This is a genomic window from Arthrobacter agilis (assembly GCF_006494655.1).
GTDB lineage: Bacteria > Actinomycetota > Actinomycetes > Actinomycetales > Micrococcaceae > Arthrobacter_D > Arthrobacter_D agilis.
In genome coordinates this window covers 81,203-94,267 of the sequence record NZ_VHIM01000004.1, presented here as the reverse complement: position 1 = coordinate 94,267, position 13,065 = coordinate 81,203, and the positions used below count along the sequence as shown (strand labels likewise).

Sequence of the window (13,065 nt, the reverse complement as noted above, 5' to 3'; positions counted from 1 at the left end):
AGCATGGTCCGGCTGGTGATCGCGGACGGCATCGCCGAGGTGGTGCTGGATGCGCCCTACCGGCTCAATGCCGTCGACGTCCGGGCGCTCGAGGACCTCGCCGCCGCCTACGACGAGGCCGCAGCCGGGGTGCAGGAGGGTACGGTCCGGGCCCTGGTGCTGCGGGGCGAGGGGCGCGCGTTCTGCGCCGGCAGGAACCTCGGAGCCATCACCTTCGAGGACGACGACGCGTACGAGTTCCTCGACGCGACGCTGACTCCCCTGCTCCGGACCATGGCCGCCTTCCCCGCGCCGACGTTCGCCGCAGCACAGGGCGCATGCCTCGGCGTCGGGCTCGGGCTGCTCATCGCGACCGACGTCGTCTATGTCGCCGAGGACGCCAAGATCGGCTCGCCCTTCGCCAATCTCGGGCTCATGCTGGACTCCGGCGGGCACTGGCTGTTCACGGAACGGCTCGGCTCGCACCGTGCCCTCGACCTGATGTACACGGGCGATCTCATGACCGGAGCCGACGCCGTGGCCGGTGGCCTCTTCAGCCGCGCCGTCCCCGCGGCCGACCTCCTCGAGTTCACACGGACCAAGGCTGACCGGGCCGCGCGCGGTCCGCTGCAGTCGCTCGTCGCCTCCCATCAGCTCGTCGGGCGTATCCGCGACGAGCGCCTGGGCCTGTGGGAGGCGATCCGCGGGGAGAACGACGCCCAGGGAGTGCTCGGCAGCTCCGAGGACTACCGCGAGGGCCTCGCAGCCTTCCGCGAGAAGCGCCAGCCCCGCTTCGGGGGCCAATAGGCTGATCGGTCACTCGGCGGCTGCTGCTGTACTTCATGCCTGCCAGAGGGTGAACGCGCACAGCTCGGGACTGCCGGACCAGTGCTCCCAGCACGACGATTGCGCGGCCACCCCGCCGTGGGGGAAGCGCGACAGCGTGGAGCCGCGACGGCCTCAGCGCGTGTCGAGGTCCTCGAACACCAGAAAGGTCTGCGTGTCGAGCACGCCGGGCATCGACTGCAGCTGGTCGAAGATCACGCGCCGCAGGCCGACGTTGTCCTCGGCGCGCACCAGGAGGATGACGTCGAAGTCCCCACCGACCAGGGCGATGTGGTGGATTTCCGGCACATTCCGCAGGGTGTCCCGGAGTTCGCGCCAGGAGTGCTGCCGGACCTTCAGGGTGACGTAGGCCGACGAGCGCAGGCCGGCCTTCGTCGGATCGATGATCGCCGTGAACCGCGTCAGGACCCCGTCCTCCGTCAGTCTGGCGATCCGCGAGTACGCGTGCGCCCGGGAGATGTGGACGCGCTCGGCGACAGCGGTGACAGATGCGCGGCCGTCCCGGGTCAGCTCCGCGAGGATCTTCCGATCGACGTCGTCCAGCCTGCCGTCCACCACGTGTCCACGCTCCTTCGCGTAATCCAGCTCACACTGCCGTTTCGTCCACACACTACGCCTCCAGCTCATGCAATATCCACACTTCGCACCTTCTCTGGATACAAAACGGGACGAATGGCCATACTGGAGCCACACAGTATCCAGCGCGTCGGCTCCTGCCGGCGCACGGTGGAGGTGCCGCGTCAGCGGCCGGCGATGGAGGCGAGATGAGCACGGCGACCAACGAGGACCGCGGACGGCTGATGGGCGAGATGCCCATCGGCGCCACAGAGCCGACGGCGGATACCGCCCTGCTGCCGTCGTCCACTCCGGTTCAGCTGATCGACGCGGACGGGCGGCACGTCCATGACGATCGCTATCCCCTGCCCGACGGCGAGAGCCTGCTCAGTGCCTACGGTCGCCTCGTGACCGGGCGCCGCATCAATGACCAGGCGAACGCCCTCGTCCGCCAGGGCCGCATGGCCGTCTACCCGTCGTCGCACGGACAGGAGGCGTGCCAGGTCGCTGCCGCCGTCGTCCTCGACGACCAGGACTGGCTGTTTCCCACCTACCGCGACACGGTGGCGGTGATCACCCGCGGCGTGGACCCGCTCGAGGTGCTGACGCTCCTCCGCGGCGACTGGCACGGCGGCTACGACCCGTACGAGCACAGGGTCGCCACGCAGGCCACGCCACTGGCCACCCAGTTGCTGCACGCGGTCGGAGTGGCGCATGCCGCGAAGCTGCGCGGGGAATCGACCGTGGTCCTCGCCATGTGCGGTGACGGTGCCACCAGTGAGGGGGACTTCCATGAGGCCCTCAATTTCGCCGCCGTGTTCCACGTCCCCGTGGTGTTCTTCATCCAGAACAACGAGTTTGCGATCTCCGTGCCGCTCAAGCACCAGTCCGTCGCGCCGTCGCTCGCGCACAAGGCCATCGGGTACGGCATGCCCGGCGAGCGGGTGGACGGCAACGACCTCGCGGCGCTCCTGTCGGTGCTCGGTATCGCCGTCGACCGCGCCCGGGACGGCGGCGGACCCTCGCTGATCGAGGCACACACGTATCGGATGCAGGCGCACACCAATGCGGACGACGCCACGCGCTACAGATCGGCCGACGACGTCGAGCGGTGGGTGCCCAGGGACCCGGTCCTGCGGATGCGCACCTACCTCACGGCGCTCAACCTGCTGGACGGCGACGGCGAGCGGTCGTTCAGCGACCAGGCGGACAGCATCGCTGCCGCCATCCGCAACGGACTCAATCTGGAGGTCGAGGTGAACCCGGCAGAGCTCTTCGAGTACGTGTACGCCGAGAAGACATCGCAGCTGCGTGAGCAGGCGGAGCAGTTGCGCGAGGAACTCGCGCGGGACGCCGCGGGCGCCGGCGAGCAGCCCGGTGACGGCACGGAGGGGGACACGCCATGACGCAGACCACGGACGCGCCTGTACGCGAGACCACAGCGGCGGCATCCCGATCCACCTCCACCTCCACCTTCGCGAAGGCACTCAACGCGGCGCTCGCGGATGCCATGGAGGCTGACGCCTCGGTCCTGATGTTCGGCGAGGACGTGGGGGTGCTCGGCGGCGTCTTCCGCATCACCGACGGCCTCACCGCGCGGTTCGGCGAGGAACGCTGCTTCGACACCCCCCTCGCCGAGGCCGGCATCATGGGCATGGCTGTGGGCATGGCGATGAACGGGATGAAGCCTGTCGTCGAGATGCAGTTCGACGCCTTCGCCTACCCGGCCTTCGAGCAGGTGGTCAGTCACGTCGCGAAGATGGCGAACCGGACGCGCGGCAAGGTGCGCCTGCCGATCGTGATCCGTATCCCGTACGCGGGCGGCATCGGCGGGGTGGAGCATCACTGCGACTCCTCCGAGGCGTACTACGCGCACACACCCGGGCTGACCGTGCTGGCCCCCGCGACGGTCCGTGACGCCTACGTGATGCTCCGCGAAGCCATCGCGTCACCCGACCCTGTCGTCTTCCTCGAACCCAAGAAGCTGTACTGGTCCAAGGAGGACGTGGACCTCGCCGAACTCCGCAGGACCTACGACGAGGGGGAGGCGCCGCGACGCATCGGCCGGGCCGTGGTCGCCCGCGCAGGTGCCGACGCAACCCTGATCACGTACGGACCCTCGGTCCCCACGGCGCTCGCCGCGGCGGCAGCTGCCGCCGAGGAGGGACGCTCGATCGAGGTCATCGATCTCCGATCCATCGTGCCCTTCGACGACGAGACCGTCTGTGAGAGCGTGCGGCGCACCGGACGCGCCGTCGTCGTCGCCGAGGCTCCCGGTTTCGCCTCCGTGGCCTCCGAGATCGTCGCGCGGGTGCAGGAGAGATGCTTCCACTCACTCGCGGCTCCCGTACTCCGCGTGACAGGCTTCGACATCCCGTACCCCTCGCCGAAGCTCGAGCACTTCCATCTGCCGAGCGTGGACCGCATCCTCGATGCGGTGGACAGCCTGCAGTGGGAGGACTGAGATGACCACGCCCACCGTTGCCCAGCAGCTTCTCGTCTTCCTGCTCCCTGACCTGGGGGAGGGTCTGACCGAGGCGGAACTGGTGTCCTGGCTCGTCGCGGAAGGGGACGCGGTCGCCGTCGACCAGCCCGTCGCAGAGGTCGAGACCGCGAAGTCCGTCGTGGAGGTGCCGTCGCCCTTCGCCGGGACGGTCGCCGTGCTGCACGGGCGGCCGGGGGAAGTGCTCGATGTGGGGGCGCCGTTCCTGACCGTCCGGCCCGAGGGTATGGAGGCGCCCGCTCCGGCTGAGGAGCAGATCGAGGACGCCGCGGCCGGTCTGCGTGAGGATGCAGGGGTCCCGACCACGGCTACGCGCCCCGACGATCACGCGCCCACCGTGAGCGAGGGCTCCGGCAACGTCCTGATCGGCTACGGCACGCCCGGAGGTCCGACCGGAGGGCGGACGCGTCCACGGAAGGGCGCCGCACGGAGGAGCCGTGAGGTCGGCGCCGTGCCGGGTGATGGTCAGGCGCCGCACGCTGATATCCCGGCGCCTGCCGGGGAACCGTCGGACCGGCGGGCGCCCCTCTGCATCTCGCCGCTGGTCCGCAAGCTCGCCCGTGATCATGCGATCCGGCTCGCCGACGTCGCGGGGTCGGGCGACGAGGGGCTCATTCTCCGACGGGACATCGATGCCCTCATCGAGGCGCGGCCGGGTGCCCCGGTGGCTGCCGAGATCGAGGGAGGATCCGGACCGGCGGGTTCTGCCCGGGACGGGTCACCCGCCGAGACCGCGGCCCCCGCCGCCGGGCGGGACTCCCGCTCCGGCCTGGTTGTCCTCGACCGGGCGCCCCTGCGCGGGGTCCGCCGGACCATCGCCGACGCCATGTCGCGCAGTCGTCGCGAGATCCCCGAGGCGACCGTCTGGGTGGACGTCGACGTCACGGCTCTCGTCGACCTCCGTGAGGGATTGAAGCGCCGCACGCCGGACGGCGTCCCCGGCATCCTCGCGTTCGTCGCGCGTTTCGTGGTGGCCGGGCTGGCCCGCTACCCGGAACTCAACAGCAGGATCGCCACGGGCGACGACGGCAGCCAGGAACTCGTGCGTGTGGACGGTGTGAATCTCGGCATCGCCGCGCAGACCGGACGCGGCCTCGTGGTCCCGAGCGTCCGCCGGGCCGACACCATGACCGCGCGCGAGCTCGACCTGGAGATCCGACGGCTGGCCACGCTGGCCCGGGAGGGGAAGGCGACGCCGTCAGACTTGTCCTCCGGCACCTTCACGCTCAACAACTACGGGGTCTTCGGTGTGGACGGCAGCGCCGCGATCATCAACTACCCGGAATCAGCGATCCTCGGCATGGGGCGCATCATGGACCGGCCCTGGGTGGTCGACGGTCAGCTGGCGGTCCGCAAGGTGACCGAGCTGACGCTCGCGTTCGATCACCGCGTCTGCGACGGCGGAACGGCGGGGGGCTTCCTCCGCTTCGTCGCCGATGCCATGGAGAATCCGGGCGGGATGCTGGCCGACCTCTAACCCGGTCCTGACCGCATGGATATCCTGCCCGGACAGAGCCGCGCGAAACCCTTCGGAGTTTCGCGCGGCTCTGCTGCTGGGACCTCCTACCCGGCCGTCGGAGTGGACACTGTCGTGCTCCCTTCCGTCGGCTCGCCTTCGACGGCGGCGAAGGCCGGGTCATCCTCGTAGGACTTCAGCCGCGCGATCCGATAGATGATCAGTGCGTAGACCGCCTTGGCTGCGATGTCCGCGAGGGAGTAGCCGCCCTGCTTGAGCACCCAGGCGTCGGCGCCGGAGATGCCCAGCACGGGGAGGGCGTAGGCCAGCGGGTAGACGAGCCAGCTCGCCAGCAGCAGGATGCGCAGCCGGCTGATCAGCGCCCTCACGGCGACGGGCTGGCGGTCCAGGGATCTGGTCAGCTCGACGAACAGGACGTAGAGGATGAAGAGGAAGGGGATGGTCGAGAGCACTCCCCAGAGCACGCGGGCGCCATCCGTCGAACTGATCTCCCCCGGATACCCGAGCACGATCATGAGGGTGGCAGCCGGGATGAGTTTCCGGAGAAGCGACGCCTGAACGCGTCGCGCGAGCGCGAGGACGGCGATCAGCTCCACGAGGAGCAGTGGCACGGTGAGCAGCCAGTCCACGTATCGGTAGCCCTCATTGAAGGAGACGCCCTCGGCCTGGGTGTAGGTTCCCCGCCCACCCACGGCGTCAGTGACGAAGGCGCCCTTGAAGGAGTCGAAGATGCGGAAGTAGTGGTAGGCCGCTATGCCGCACACCACGGCGGCGATGACCATCGCCTGGCGGTATCGGGGCAGCACCCGGGGCAGAGCGAGGATGAGGAAGATCGCGGTGAACAACTGCGACGCGATCACGAGGGACAGGGAGTTGTAGACGGTATCGAACTGGGCCTGCGTGAGGCTGTCTGGGATCATGATGGTGCTCCTTTGCACAGAATCGGAATGAACCCTGCACAACGGTGGACAATGGAAACTGTCCTGTTCCACACAGTGTGTGGGGGTATTCTACGCTCTGTAGAAACAAAGTAAAGGTCTCAGCTGCAGGTGAGGACGGCGTACTGCCGGTCCCTCCGGTGCGAAGGAGCCGTCCGAGGTCGAGGCGTCAGGTCCCGTCCGGGTCGCCGAGGAGCCCGCGCTGCGCGAGGTCGGCGTCCGGCGCGGCCTCCTCGGGCAGTGGATCCGTGGCGTCGGGAACGTCGTCCGGGACGTAGTTCTTCAGGCCCAGGGCCACTTCCTCGCGCTCCGTCGCGAGCGCCAGGGCGTCGTCGTCCACGTGGTCGTCGGACTTGCCGTGGGTCCGGGGTGAGGGCTGCGGCAGGGCGTCGTTGTCGGGGTTGAGGTCGTCCAGGGTCGGGAACTCTTCGTTGATGTCAGCCATCCCTCCACCCTAGGAAGGGGCATCACGCTCCGCGACGGATTGCTGCCTCCGCGCCGGGCCTTCCACCCGCGAGCGCGGCGACCTATGATCCGTGGTCCTTCGGTGCTGCGGGAACGCCACGCGTCGCGTCCTCGGAGGCGCCCTCCGGATTTCGCCGGTCGCCCACCGCTCCGCCCTCCGAGCCGTCCCTGTGCCTCATGACCAGCGACGCCGCGATGAGGGCGGCGCTGAAGGGCAGGCAGAACGAGCCGATCGCGGAGATCAGGGAGCTGAGGAGCATCAACGTTCCGGGTTGGATCGATCCGTTCTGGTACAGCCCGTTCAGCCAGGGACCGGTGGCGATCATCACGGCCAGTCCGACAAGTCCCACGAGGATGCCGGCACGAAGAGTCTTCCGGGTCAAGGTCGATGCATTCATGGTGTTCCCCTGGTTGGTGCCGGCCGGCGATGCGTCCGACGATAGCAACCCCGTGCTGCAGATCACCCCGGAACGGGTGATCCGCAACAGCACCGTTATGGGCGGCTCAGGCTGTCAGCGCCTGTCCGCCGTCGTGACGGAGCCCGGCGTCCTGAGGGCCGTAGGGTGGGACCAGTGATCGAATCAAAAGAAACCGCACCCTCCGAGAAGCAGGCCACCCGGGGCGGCTTCGTCCGGGTGCTCGGCGCCACCGAGAACAATCTGCGCGGCGTGGACGTCGATTGCCCGCGTGACGCCGTCGTCGCCTTCACAGGCGTCTCAGGCTCGGGCAAGTCCTCCCTCGCGTTCGGCACCATCTACGCGGAGGCCCAGCGGCGGTACCTCGAGTCGGTGGCGCCCTACGCGCGGCGCCTCATCCAGCAGGGGCACACGCCGCACGTCGGATCGATCACAGGGCTTCCCCCCGCCGTCGCGCTCCAGCAACGCCGCGGGACGCCGAGCGCCCGCTCCACCGTCGGTACGCTGACCACCATCTCGAACTCGCTCCGCATGCTCTATTCGCGTGCCGGTACGTATCCGGCCGATGCCGCCGGCCGGCTGGAATCGGACGCCTTCTCGCCGAACACCGCCACGGGTGCCTGCCCGCGGTGCCACGGCCTCGGGATCGCGCGGGACGTCACGGAGCAGTCCCTCGTACCGGATCCGACACTGAGCATCCGCGACGGTGCCATCGCCGCCTGGCCGGGCGCCTGGCAGGGCAAGAACCTGCGCGACGTCGTCAGCGAACTCGGGTACGACATCGACGTCCCCTGGCAGGACCTGCCCGAGGACGCTCGGACATGGCTCCTGTTCACGGAGGAGCAGCCGGTCGTGGAGGTCACGCCGCAGCGGGACCGTGTGGCCAAGCCCTACAAGGGGCGCTTCTGGAGTGCGAAGAGCTACGTCCTGCACACCCTGCACGATTCGAAGAGCCCGCAGATGCGCGACCGCGTGCTGCCGTTCATGGAGTCCGGGCCGTGCGGGCTCTGCGGCGGGAGCGGACTGCGCCCCGAAGCCCTGGCGGTCACCTTCGCCGGCCGCTCGATCGCGCACGCCAACGCCCTGCCGCTCGCCGACCTCGCCGCGCACCTCGGCCCCGCGGCGACCCTCGAACACCCGTCCGCCGCCCACCGGTCCTGGACCTCGGGGGAGGGGACGGAGGTATCCGTCACCATCAGCCGGGACCTCGTCCAGCGGCTCACCGTCCTGGTGGACCTCGGACTCGGCTATCTTAGCCTGGACCGGGCCACACCCACGCTCTCTCCCGGCGAGATGCAGCGACTCCGGATCGCCACGCAGCTGCGCTCCGGCCTGTTCGGCGTCGTCTACGTCCTCGACGAGCCCTCGGCCGGCCTGCACCCGGCCGACGTCGAGCCGCTCCTCGCCGTCCTCGCAGCGCTGAAGGACGCCGGGAACTCCGTGTTCGTCGTCGAGCACAACATGGACGTGGTACGCCGTGCCGACTGGATCGTCGACGTGGGACCCGGCGCGGGCGAGGGCGGCGGCACGGTCCTCTACAGCGGCCCGGTGGGCGGCCTCGCCTCGGTGCCGGAATCGCTCACCGCGCCGTTCCTCTCCCGGAGCGGCACGGCGGGCACAGACGGGCGCGAGCCGCGCTCGCCGTCGGCCTGGCTCGGCCTCACCGGTATCCACCGCCACAACCTGGCGGGGCTCGACGCCGACATCCCGGTGGGTGTCCTGACCGCGGTGACCGGTGTGTCCGGTTCGGGGAAATCGACCCTCGTCAGCACCGTCCTCGCCGAAGCCGTGGGCGCGCACGTCCGGAACGACACCCCGGACGAGGGAGACGACACCGAGGAGCAGACGGACACGGGCGGCGAGGCAGTGGTCGGGGGGATCACGGGGCTCGACGCCATCGACCGCCTGGTCAGCGTCAACCAGAAGCCGATCGGCCGGACGCCCCGATCCAACCTCGCAACCTACACGGGCCTCTTCGACGCCGTCCGCAAGGCCTTCGCGGCCACCGAGGAGGCCCGCACTCGGGGCTTCGGCGCCGGGCGCTTCTCCTTCAACGTGCAGGGCGGCCGTTGCGAGACATGCCAGGGCGAGGGGTTCGTATCCGTCGAGCTGCTCTTCCTGCCCGGCAGCTACGGGCCGTGCCCCACGTGCCACGGAGCTCGCTACAACGAGGAGACGCTCGCGGTCACGCTCGACGGCCGCAGCATCGCCGACGTGCTCGCCATGACGGTCGACGACGCGGCGGAGTTCCTCGGTGGCATCCCGGCAGCAGCACGTGCCCTCGGGACGCTCCGCGAAGTGGGCCTGGGGTACCTCCGGCTCGGCCAGCCTGCCACCGAACTGTCGGGCGGTGAGGCCCAGCGCATCAAGCTCGCCACGGAGCTCCAGCGAGCGCGACGCGGCCACACGCTCTACCTGCTGGACGAACCGACCACCGGGCTCCACCCGGCAGACGTGGTGCTGCTCCTTGCCCAGCTGCACCGGCTCGTGGAGGCCGGGAACACGGTGGTGGTGGTGGAGCACACCATGGCCGTCGTCGCGGCGGCGGACTGGGTGATCGACCTCGGGCCGGGCGGCGGTTCCGCGGGCGGGACGATCGTCGCCACCGGAACGCCGGGGCAGATCGCGCGGCTCGATGCCGGCACGAGCATCACGGCGCCCTATCTCGCGGCCCACCTCGAGGCCGGCTCCGCGGCCCGTTGCGTCGACTCGTCCGCCCTTATCGGGTAGGGACTCGGGGTGGTCGCTAGCCCGGCTGGCTTCCAGGGACGGCGGCCGCCCCGAGGTGGTGCCGGCGAGGAGGAGCTACACCAGGGCCGGTGCGAAGTCGTCGCACGCCGGTACATGATCACCCAGCGAGAGCCACGCCTCGGAGAGGATCGCGACCGCGCGCCGGGTGTCCTCGGCGGGATAGCTGAAGGGAATGCGGAGGAACCGCTCGAACACCCCGTTCAGGCCGAAGCGGGGGCCGGCGCCGAGCAGCAGCCCGCGATCCCGAGCCGCGAGCGCCAGGTCGGAGCTCCGCGGAGCCCCGAGGTTGACCCAGGTGGAGAGTCCTCCCGCGACCTTCGGGACCTCCCACGCAGGGAACGTATTCGCCAGGAGCTGCGCGAGGGCCTTTTGGCCGTCGGCGAGCTGCTGGGCGCGGAACCGCAGCAGTGCGTCGTAGTCCCCGAGCATCTCCAGGGCGATCAGCTGTTCCAGGATGGGGGTTCCCAGATCCTGCCCGTACCGGGCCTGGTGCAGCCGCTGGATCAGCTCCGGCTCCGCCCGGATCCAGCCGATGCGCAGGCCACCCCAGACCGTCTTGCCCATCGAGCCGATCAGCACGGCCGGGCCGAACGCGGCCAGCGGCAGCTCGGTGCCACCCTCGATGCGCAGCTCGGCCATCGTCTCGTCGGCCACCACGATCGTGCCCTGGCGGACGGCCGCGGCCATCAGGCGCTCGCGCTGCACAGCCGGCATCACGGCCCCGGTGGGATTGTGGAAGTCCGGCATCAGGTAGGCGAGGGCAGGGTTCGCGCGGGCGATCGCCTGGTGCAGGCCGTCCTCGTCCCAGCCCTCCGACGCGTCAACGCTGACGGGAACCAGTCGGCGCGCGGCGGAGCGGAGTGCCTCGTAGGCATGCGGGTAGCTCGGCGCCTCGACGAGCACGGTGTCGCTGCGCGTCAGGAGGGTCCGGGCGAGAAGGGAGATGGCATGTTGGGCGCCGAGGGTCACCATCACCTGCTCGGGTGACGTCGCCACCCCGCGCGCGGTGTAGCGGTCGGCCAACGCCCGGCGCAGGCGGGGGAGCCCCAGCAGATCGTAGCCGTCGCCGTTCAGGTAGGCGGGAAGGTGGAGGGCGGCCCGCGCCGCCGCCTCGCCGACCTGGGGTGCGGCGGGAAGCGCCGCCTTGCTGAGATCGAGCACGACGGCGGCCCCGCCGTCGTCGTGCTCGGGAGTACCCCTGCCCGGCATGGCGACCACGCTGCCCGAGCCGCGCGTACTCTCGACGTACCCGGCGTCGCGGAGCCGCCCGTAGGCAGCTGCCACGAGCGTGCGGCTGACGGCCAGGTGTGCTGCGAGTTCCCGCTCCGCCGGCAGCCGGGTCCCCAGCGGGATCCGGCCGTCGAGGGTGAGCAGGCGGATCCGATCGGCAAGCGCCGCATAGGCCGGTCCGGAGGTCCGCCAGGAGCCGAGATCGGCGGCGAGGCGACGGGCCGGGAGAATCATCATCAGGCCACGATGCCATGATTGGCCTCTTGTTGTCAGTCCAATCACCGGTTCTACTGAGGTATGACCTTCCTCGGTGTCCGACGCGGCCTGCAACTGCTGATCGGCCTCTTCCTCTACGGTTTCTCGCTCGCTATGATGATCCGCGCCACCCTCGGCGTCTCCCCCTGGGACGTCCTGAGCCAGGGCGGGTCGCTGCAGACCGGCATCCCGTTCGGCTTCATGACCAACATCATCGGCCTGATCGTCCTCCTGCTCTGGATCCCGCTCCGCCAGCGACCCGGCGTGGGGACCATCCTCAATGTGCTGCTCGTCGGGCCGAGCGCCGAAGTGGGACTTGCCCTGCTCGGCGAACCCTCGGCGCTGTGGGCGCGGATCCTGCTCTTCACGGGTGGCCTGGTGCTCCTCGCGGTCGCGAGCGGCCTGTACATCGGGGCGCGCCTCGGCCCCGGCCCGCGCGACGGCCTCATGACCGGGCTCCACGCGCGGTTCGGTCTCCCGATCTGGCTGGTCCGCACGGGCATCGAAGGGACCGTCCTCCTCCTGGGCTGGCTGCTCGGCGGCACGGTGGGTGTCGGGACCGTGGCCTTCGCGCTGCTGATCGGACCGTTGATCAATCTCATGCTGCCTGTGTTCCGGGTTCCCGAGCGGCCCTCCGCCGTTCCGGACACGGTGGTCACCGGCACCTGACGACGTCGCGGGCGTCGAGGACCGCCGCGGCGCGACGGTCCTGCCCCGTGGGCTCCCACCTAGACTGGAATCCCCGCCGTCACCGAGAGGACTCCATGACCACCGAGGCACCCAGCGCCGAGACCGACCGTCCCTGGCGCGAGCTGGCACCGGGAATCTATGTCCTGACAACGGCCGGCTTCCGCATGAACGTCGGACTCGTGGTCGGCGCCGACCGCGCGCTGGTCGTCGACACGGGTGCCGGCCCCGCCGCCGCCGCCCGGATCTTCGCCCACGTCCGCGAGGTCACCGATCTTCCCGTCATCGCGGTCAACACGCACGCCCACGCGGACCACTTCTTCGGTAATGCCTATCTCGCCGGGCACGGGGTCGAGGACTTCTGGGCGACGTCCCGCTGCAGCGCGGTGCAGGCCGAGACGGGGGAGGAGCAGCGTTCACTCGTCGCCGCCGTCGAACCCGCCATGGCGGCCGGCGACGGCGAGCACACCGCGATCGTCCCCGCCACGCGGCTCGTGGAGGGCAAGCCCGTGGACCTGGACCTGGGCGGGGTGTCCGTGACCCTCTTCCACCTGGGCCGCGGCCACACCGACCACGATCTCCTCGTGGGTGCAGGAAACGTCCTCTTCGCCGGTGACCTCGTCGAGGAGGGCACCGATCCCGCCTTCGAGGACTCCTTCCCCATCGACTGGGTGCGGACTCTCGGCAAGATGGTGGCACTCGAGGACCTCTACGACGTCTTCGTTCCCGGCCACGGGGCGCCCGTCGGCGTGACGGAGGTGACGACGCAGATGAACAAGATGCGCAGTGCCGTCCGGGTGACACGGCTCGCCATGGACGAGGCCTCGGTGGACATGACCAAGGCCATCCCGATCCTTCCGTACGGCCCCGAGCAGTCGCGTGCCCTCCTCATCCGGCTGCGCACCCTCGCGCACTGGAAGTGGCTGACGCGCAAGCACTAGGAGCCAGGGCGGAATCCCCGCT

12 protein-coding genes are annotated in these 13,065 nt (G+C 70.0%); 7 read left to right on the top strand and 5 right to left on the bottom strand.

Features of this window, described 5'->3' with window-relative positions:
• The first annotated feature begins 3 nt into the window (after positions 1 to 3).
• Entirely contained in the window at positions 4 to 786 is a 783-nt protein-coding gene (locus FJV46_RS07360) for an enoyl-CoA hydratase/isomerase family protein (protein WP_087028668.1), read from the top strand.
• Positions 787 to 939: 153 nt separating this feature from the next.
• Here the strand turns inward: FJV46_RS07360 and FJV46_RS07355 are convergent, their stop codons facing one another.
• On the bottom strand, positions 940 to 1,383 hold the full coding sequence (locus tag FJV46_RS07355; protein WP_232008711.1) for an Lrp/AsnC family transcriptional regulator: 444 nt from the start codon (positions 1,381 to 1,383) through the stop codon (positions 940 to 942).
• A 242-nt stretch (positions 1,384 to 1,625) separates the two neighbouring features.
• Between FJV46_RS07355 and pdhA the strand changes: the two genes are divergently transcribed.
• Genes pdhA through FJV46_RS07340 form a run of 3 tightly spaced genes read left to right on the top strand, consistent with a single transcriptional unit; the run spans position 1,626 to position 5,360 of the window.
• Positions 1,626 to 2,786: a pyruvate dehydrogenase (acetyl-transferring) E1 component subunit alpha gene (gene pdhA, locus FJV46_RS07350; protein ID WP_179195211.1), complete on the top strand. Its 1,161-nt coding sequence runs from the start codon at positions 1,626 to 1,628 to the stop codon at positions 2,784 to 2,786.
• Positions 2,783 to 3,844 (top strand): alpha-ketoacid dehydrogenase subunit beta, encoded by a 1,062-nt coding sequence (locus FJV46_RS07345; RefSeq protein WP_087028208.1) that lies wholly within the window; start codon positions 2,783 to 2,785, stop codon positions 3,842 to 3,844. Before pdhA ends, FJV46_RS07345 begins: the two co-directional genes overlap by 4 nt.
• 1 nt (position 3,845) lies before the next feature.
• Positions 3,846 to 5,360 carry a dihydrolipoamide acetyltransferase family protein gene (locus FJV46_RS07340; protein ID WP_087028206.1) on the top strand — a complete coding sequence of 505 codons (1,515 nt, stop codon included), beginning with the start codon at positions 3,846 to 3,848 and terminating at the stop codon, positions 5,358 to 5,360.
• Positions 5,361 to 5,446: 86 nt separating this feature from the next.
• On the opposite strand, the gene FJV46_RS07335 is transcribed toward FJV46_RS07340, so the two are convergent.
• From FJV46_RS07335 to FJV46_RS07325, 3 genes are all read right to left on the bottom strand, one after another.
• A complete protein-coding gene (locus tag FJV46_RS07335) occupies positions 5,447 to 6,280 on the bottom strand; it encodes a bacteriorhodopsin-like (protein ID WP_087028205.1) in 834 nt (277 codons plus the stop codon).
• 187 nt (positions 6,281 to 6,467) lie between these two features.
• Positions 6,468 to 6,743, bottom strand: coding sequence for a hypothetical protein (locus tag FJV46_RS07330; protein WP_087028203.1), 276 nt, complete (start codon positions 6,741 to 6,743; stop codon positions 6,468 to 6,470).
• 82 nt (positions 6,744 to 6,825) lie between these two features.
• Positions 6,826 to 7,161 carry a hypothetical protein gene (locus tag FJV46_RS07325; protein ID WP_087028201.1) on the bottom strand — a complete coding sequence of 112 codons (336 nt, stop codon included), beginning with the start codon at positions 7,159 to 7,161 and terminating at the stop codon, positions 6,826 to 6,828.
• 177 nt (positions 7,162 to 7,338) lie between these two features.
• Between FJV46_RS07325 and FJV46_RS07320 the strand changes: the two genes are divergently transcribed.
• Positions 7,339 to 9,909 (top strand): excinuclease ABC subunit UvrA, encoded by a 2,571-nt coding sequence (locus FJV46_RS07320; protein ID WP_087028666.1) that lies wholly within the window; start codon positions 7,339 to 7,341, stop codon positions 9,907 to 9,909.
• Positions 9,910 to 9,984: 75 nt separating this feature from the next.
• Here FJV46_RS07320 and yczR read toward each other — a convergent pair whose 3' ends face one another.
• Complete coding sequence (gene yczR, locus FJV46_RS07315; protein WP_087028198.1) at positions 9,985 to 11,397, bottom strand: MocR-like transcription factor YczR; 1,413 nt, start codon at positions 11,395 to 11,397, stop codon at positions 9,985 to 9,987.
• A 60-nt stretch (positions 11,398 to 11,457) separates the two neighbouring features.
• Here yczR and yczE point away from each other — a divergent pair, with 60 nt between their 5' ends.
• A complete protein-coding gene (gene yczE / locus FJV46_RS07310; protein WP_087028196.1) occupies positions 11,458 to 12,084 on the top strand; it encodes a membrane protein YczE in 627 nt (208 codons plus the stop codon).
• 95 nt (positions 12,085 to 12,179) lie between these two features.
• On the top strand, positions 12,180 to 13,043 hold the full coding sequence (locus FJV46_RS07305) for an MBL fold metallo-hydrolase (RefSeq protein ID WP_087028194.1): 864 nt from the start codon (positions 12,180 to 12,182) through the stop codon (positions 13,041 to 13,043).
• Positions 13,044 to 13,065 lie beyond the last annotated feature (22 nt).

What these genes read in the sequence shown, in the direction of transcription:
- FJV46_RS07360 (WP_087028668.1), top strand. Translation starts at nt 4, where the DNA reads ATGGTCCGGCTGGTGATCGCGGACGGCATCGCCGAGGTGGTGCTGGAT.
- pdhA (WP_179195211.1), top strand. Translation starts at nt 1,626, where the DNA reads ATGGGCGAGATGCCCATCGGCGCCACAGAGCCGACGGCGGATACCGCC.
- FJV46_RS07345 (WP_087028208.1), top strand. Translation starts at nt 2,783, where the DNA reads ATGACGCAGACCACGGACGCGCCTGTACGCGAGACCACAGCGGCGGCA.
- FJV46_RS07340 (WP_087028206.1), top strand. Translation starts at nt 3,846, where the DNA reads ATGACCACGCCCACCGTTGCCCAGCAGCTTCTCGTCTTCCTGCTCCCT.
- FJV46_RS07335 (WP_087028205.1), bottom strand. Translation starts at nt 6,280, where the DNA reads ATGATCCCAGACAGCCTCACGCAGGCCCAGTTCGATACCGTCTACAAC.
- FJV46_RS07330 (WP_087028203.1), bottom strand. Translation starts at nt 6,743, where the DNA reads ATGGCTGACATCAACGAAGAGTTCCCGACCCTGGACGACCTCAACCCC.
- FJV46_RS07325 (WP_087028201.1), bottom strand. Translation starts at nt 7,161, where the DNA reads ATGAATGCATCGACCTTGACCCGGAAGACTCTTCGTGCCGGCATCCTC.
- yczR (WP_087028198.1), bottom strand. Translation starts at nt 11,397, where the DNA reads ATGATGATTCTCCCGGCCCGTCGCCTCGCCGCCGATCTCGGCTCCTGG.
- yczE (WP_087028196.1), top strand. Translation starts at nt 11,458, where the DNA reads ATGACCTTCCTCGGTGTCCGACGCGGCCTGCAACTGCTGATCGGCCTC.
- FJV46_RS07305 (WP_087028194.1), top strand. Translation starts at nt 12,180, where the DNA reads ATGACCACCGAGGCACCCAGCGCCGAGACCGACCGTCCCTGGCGCGAG.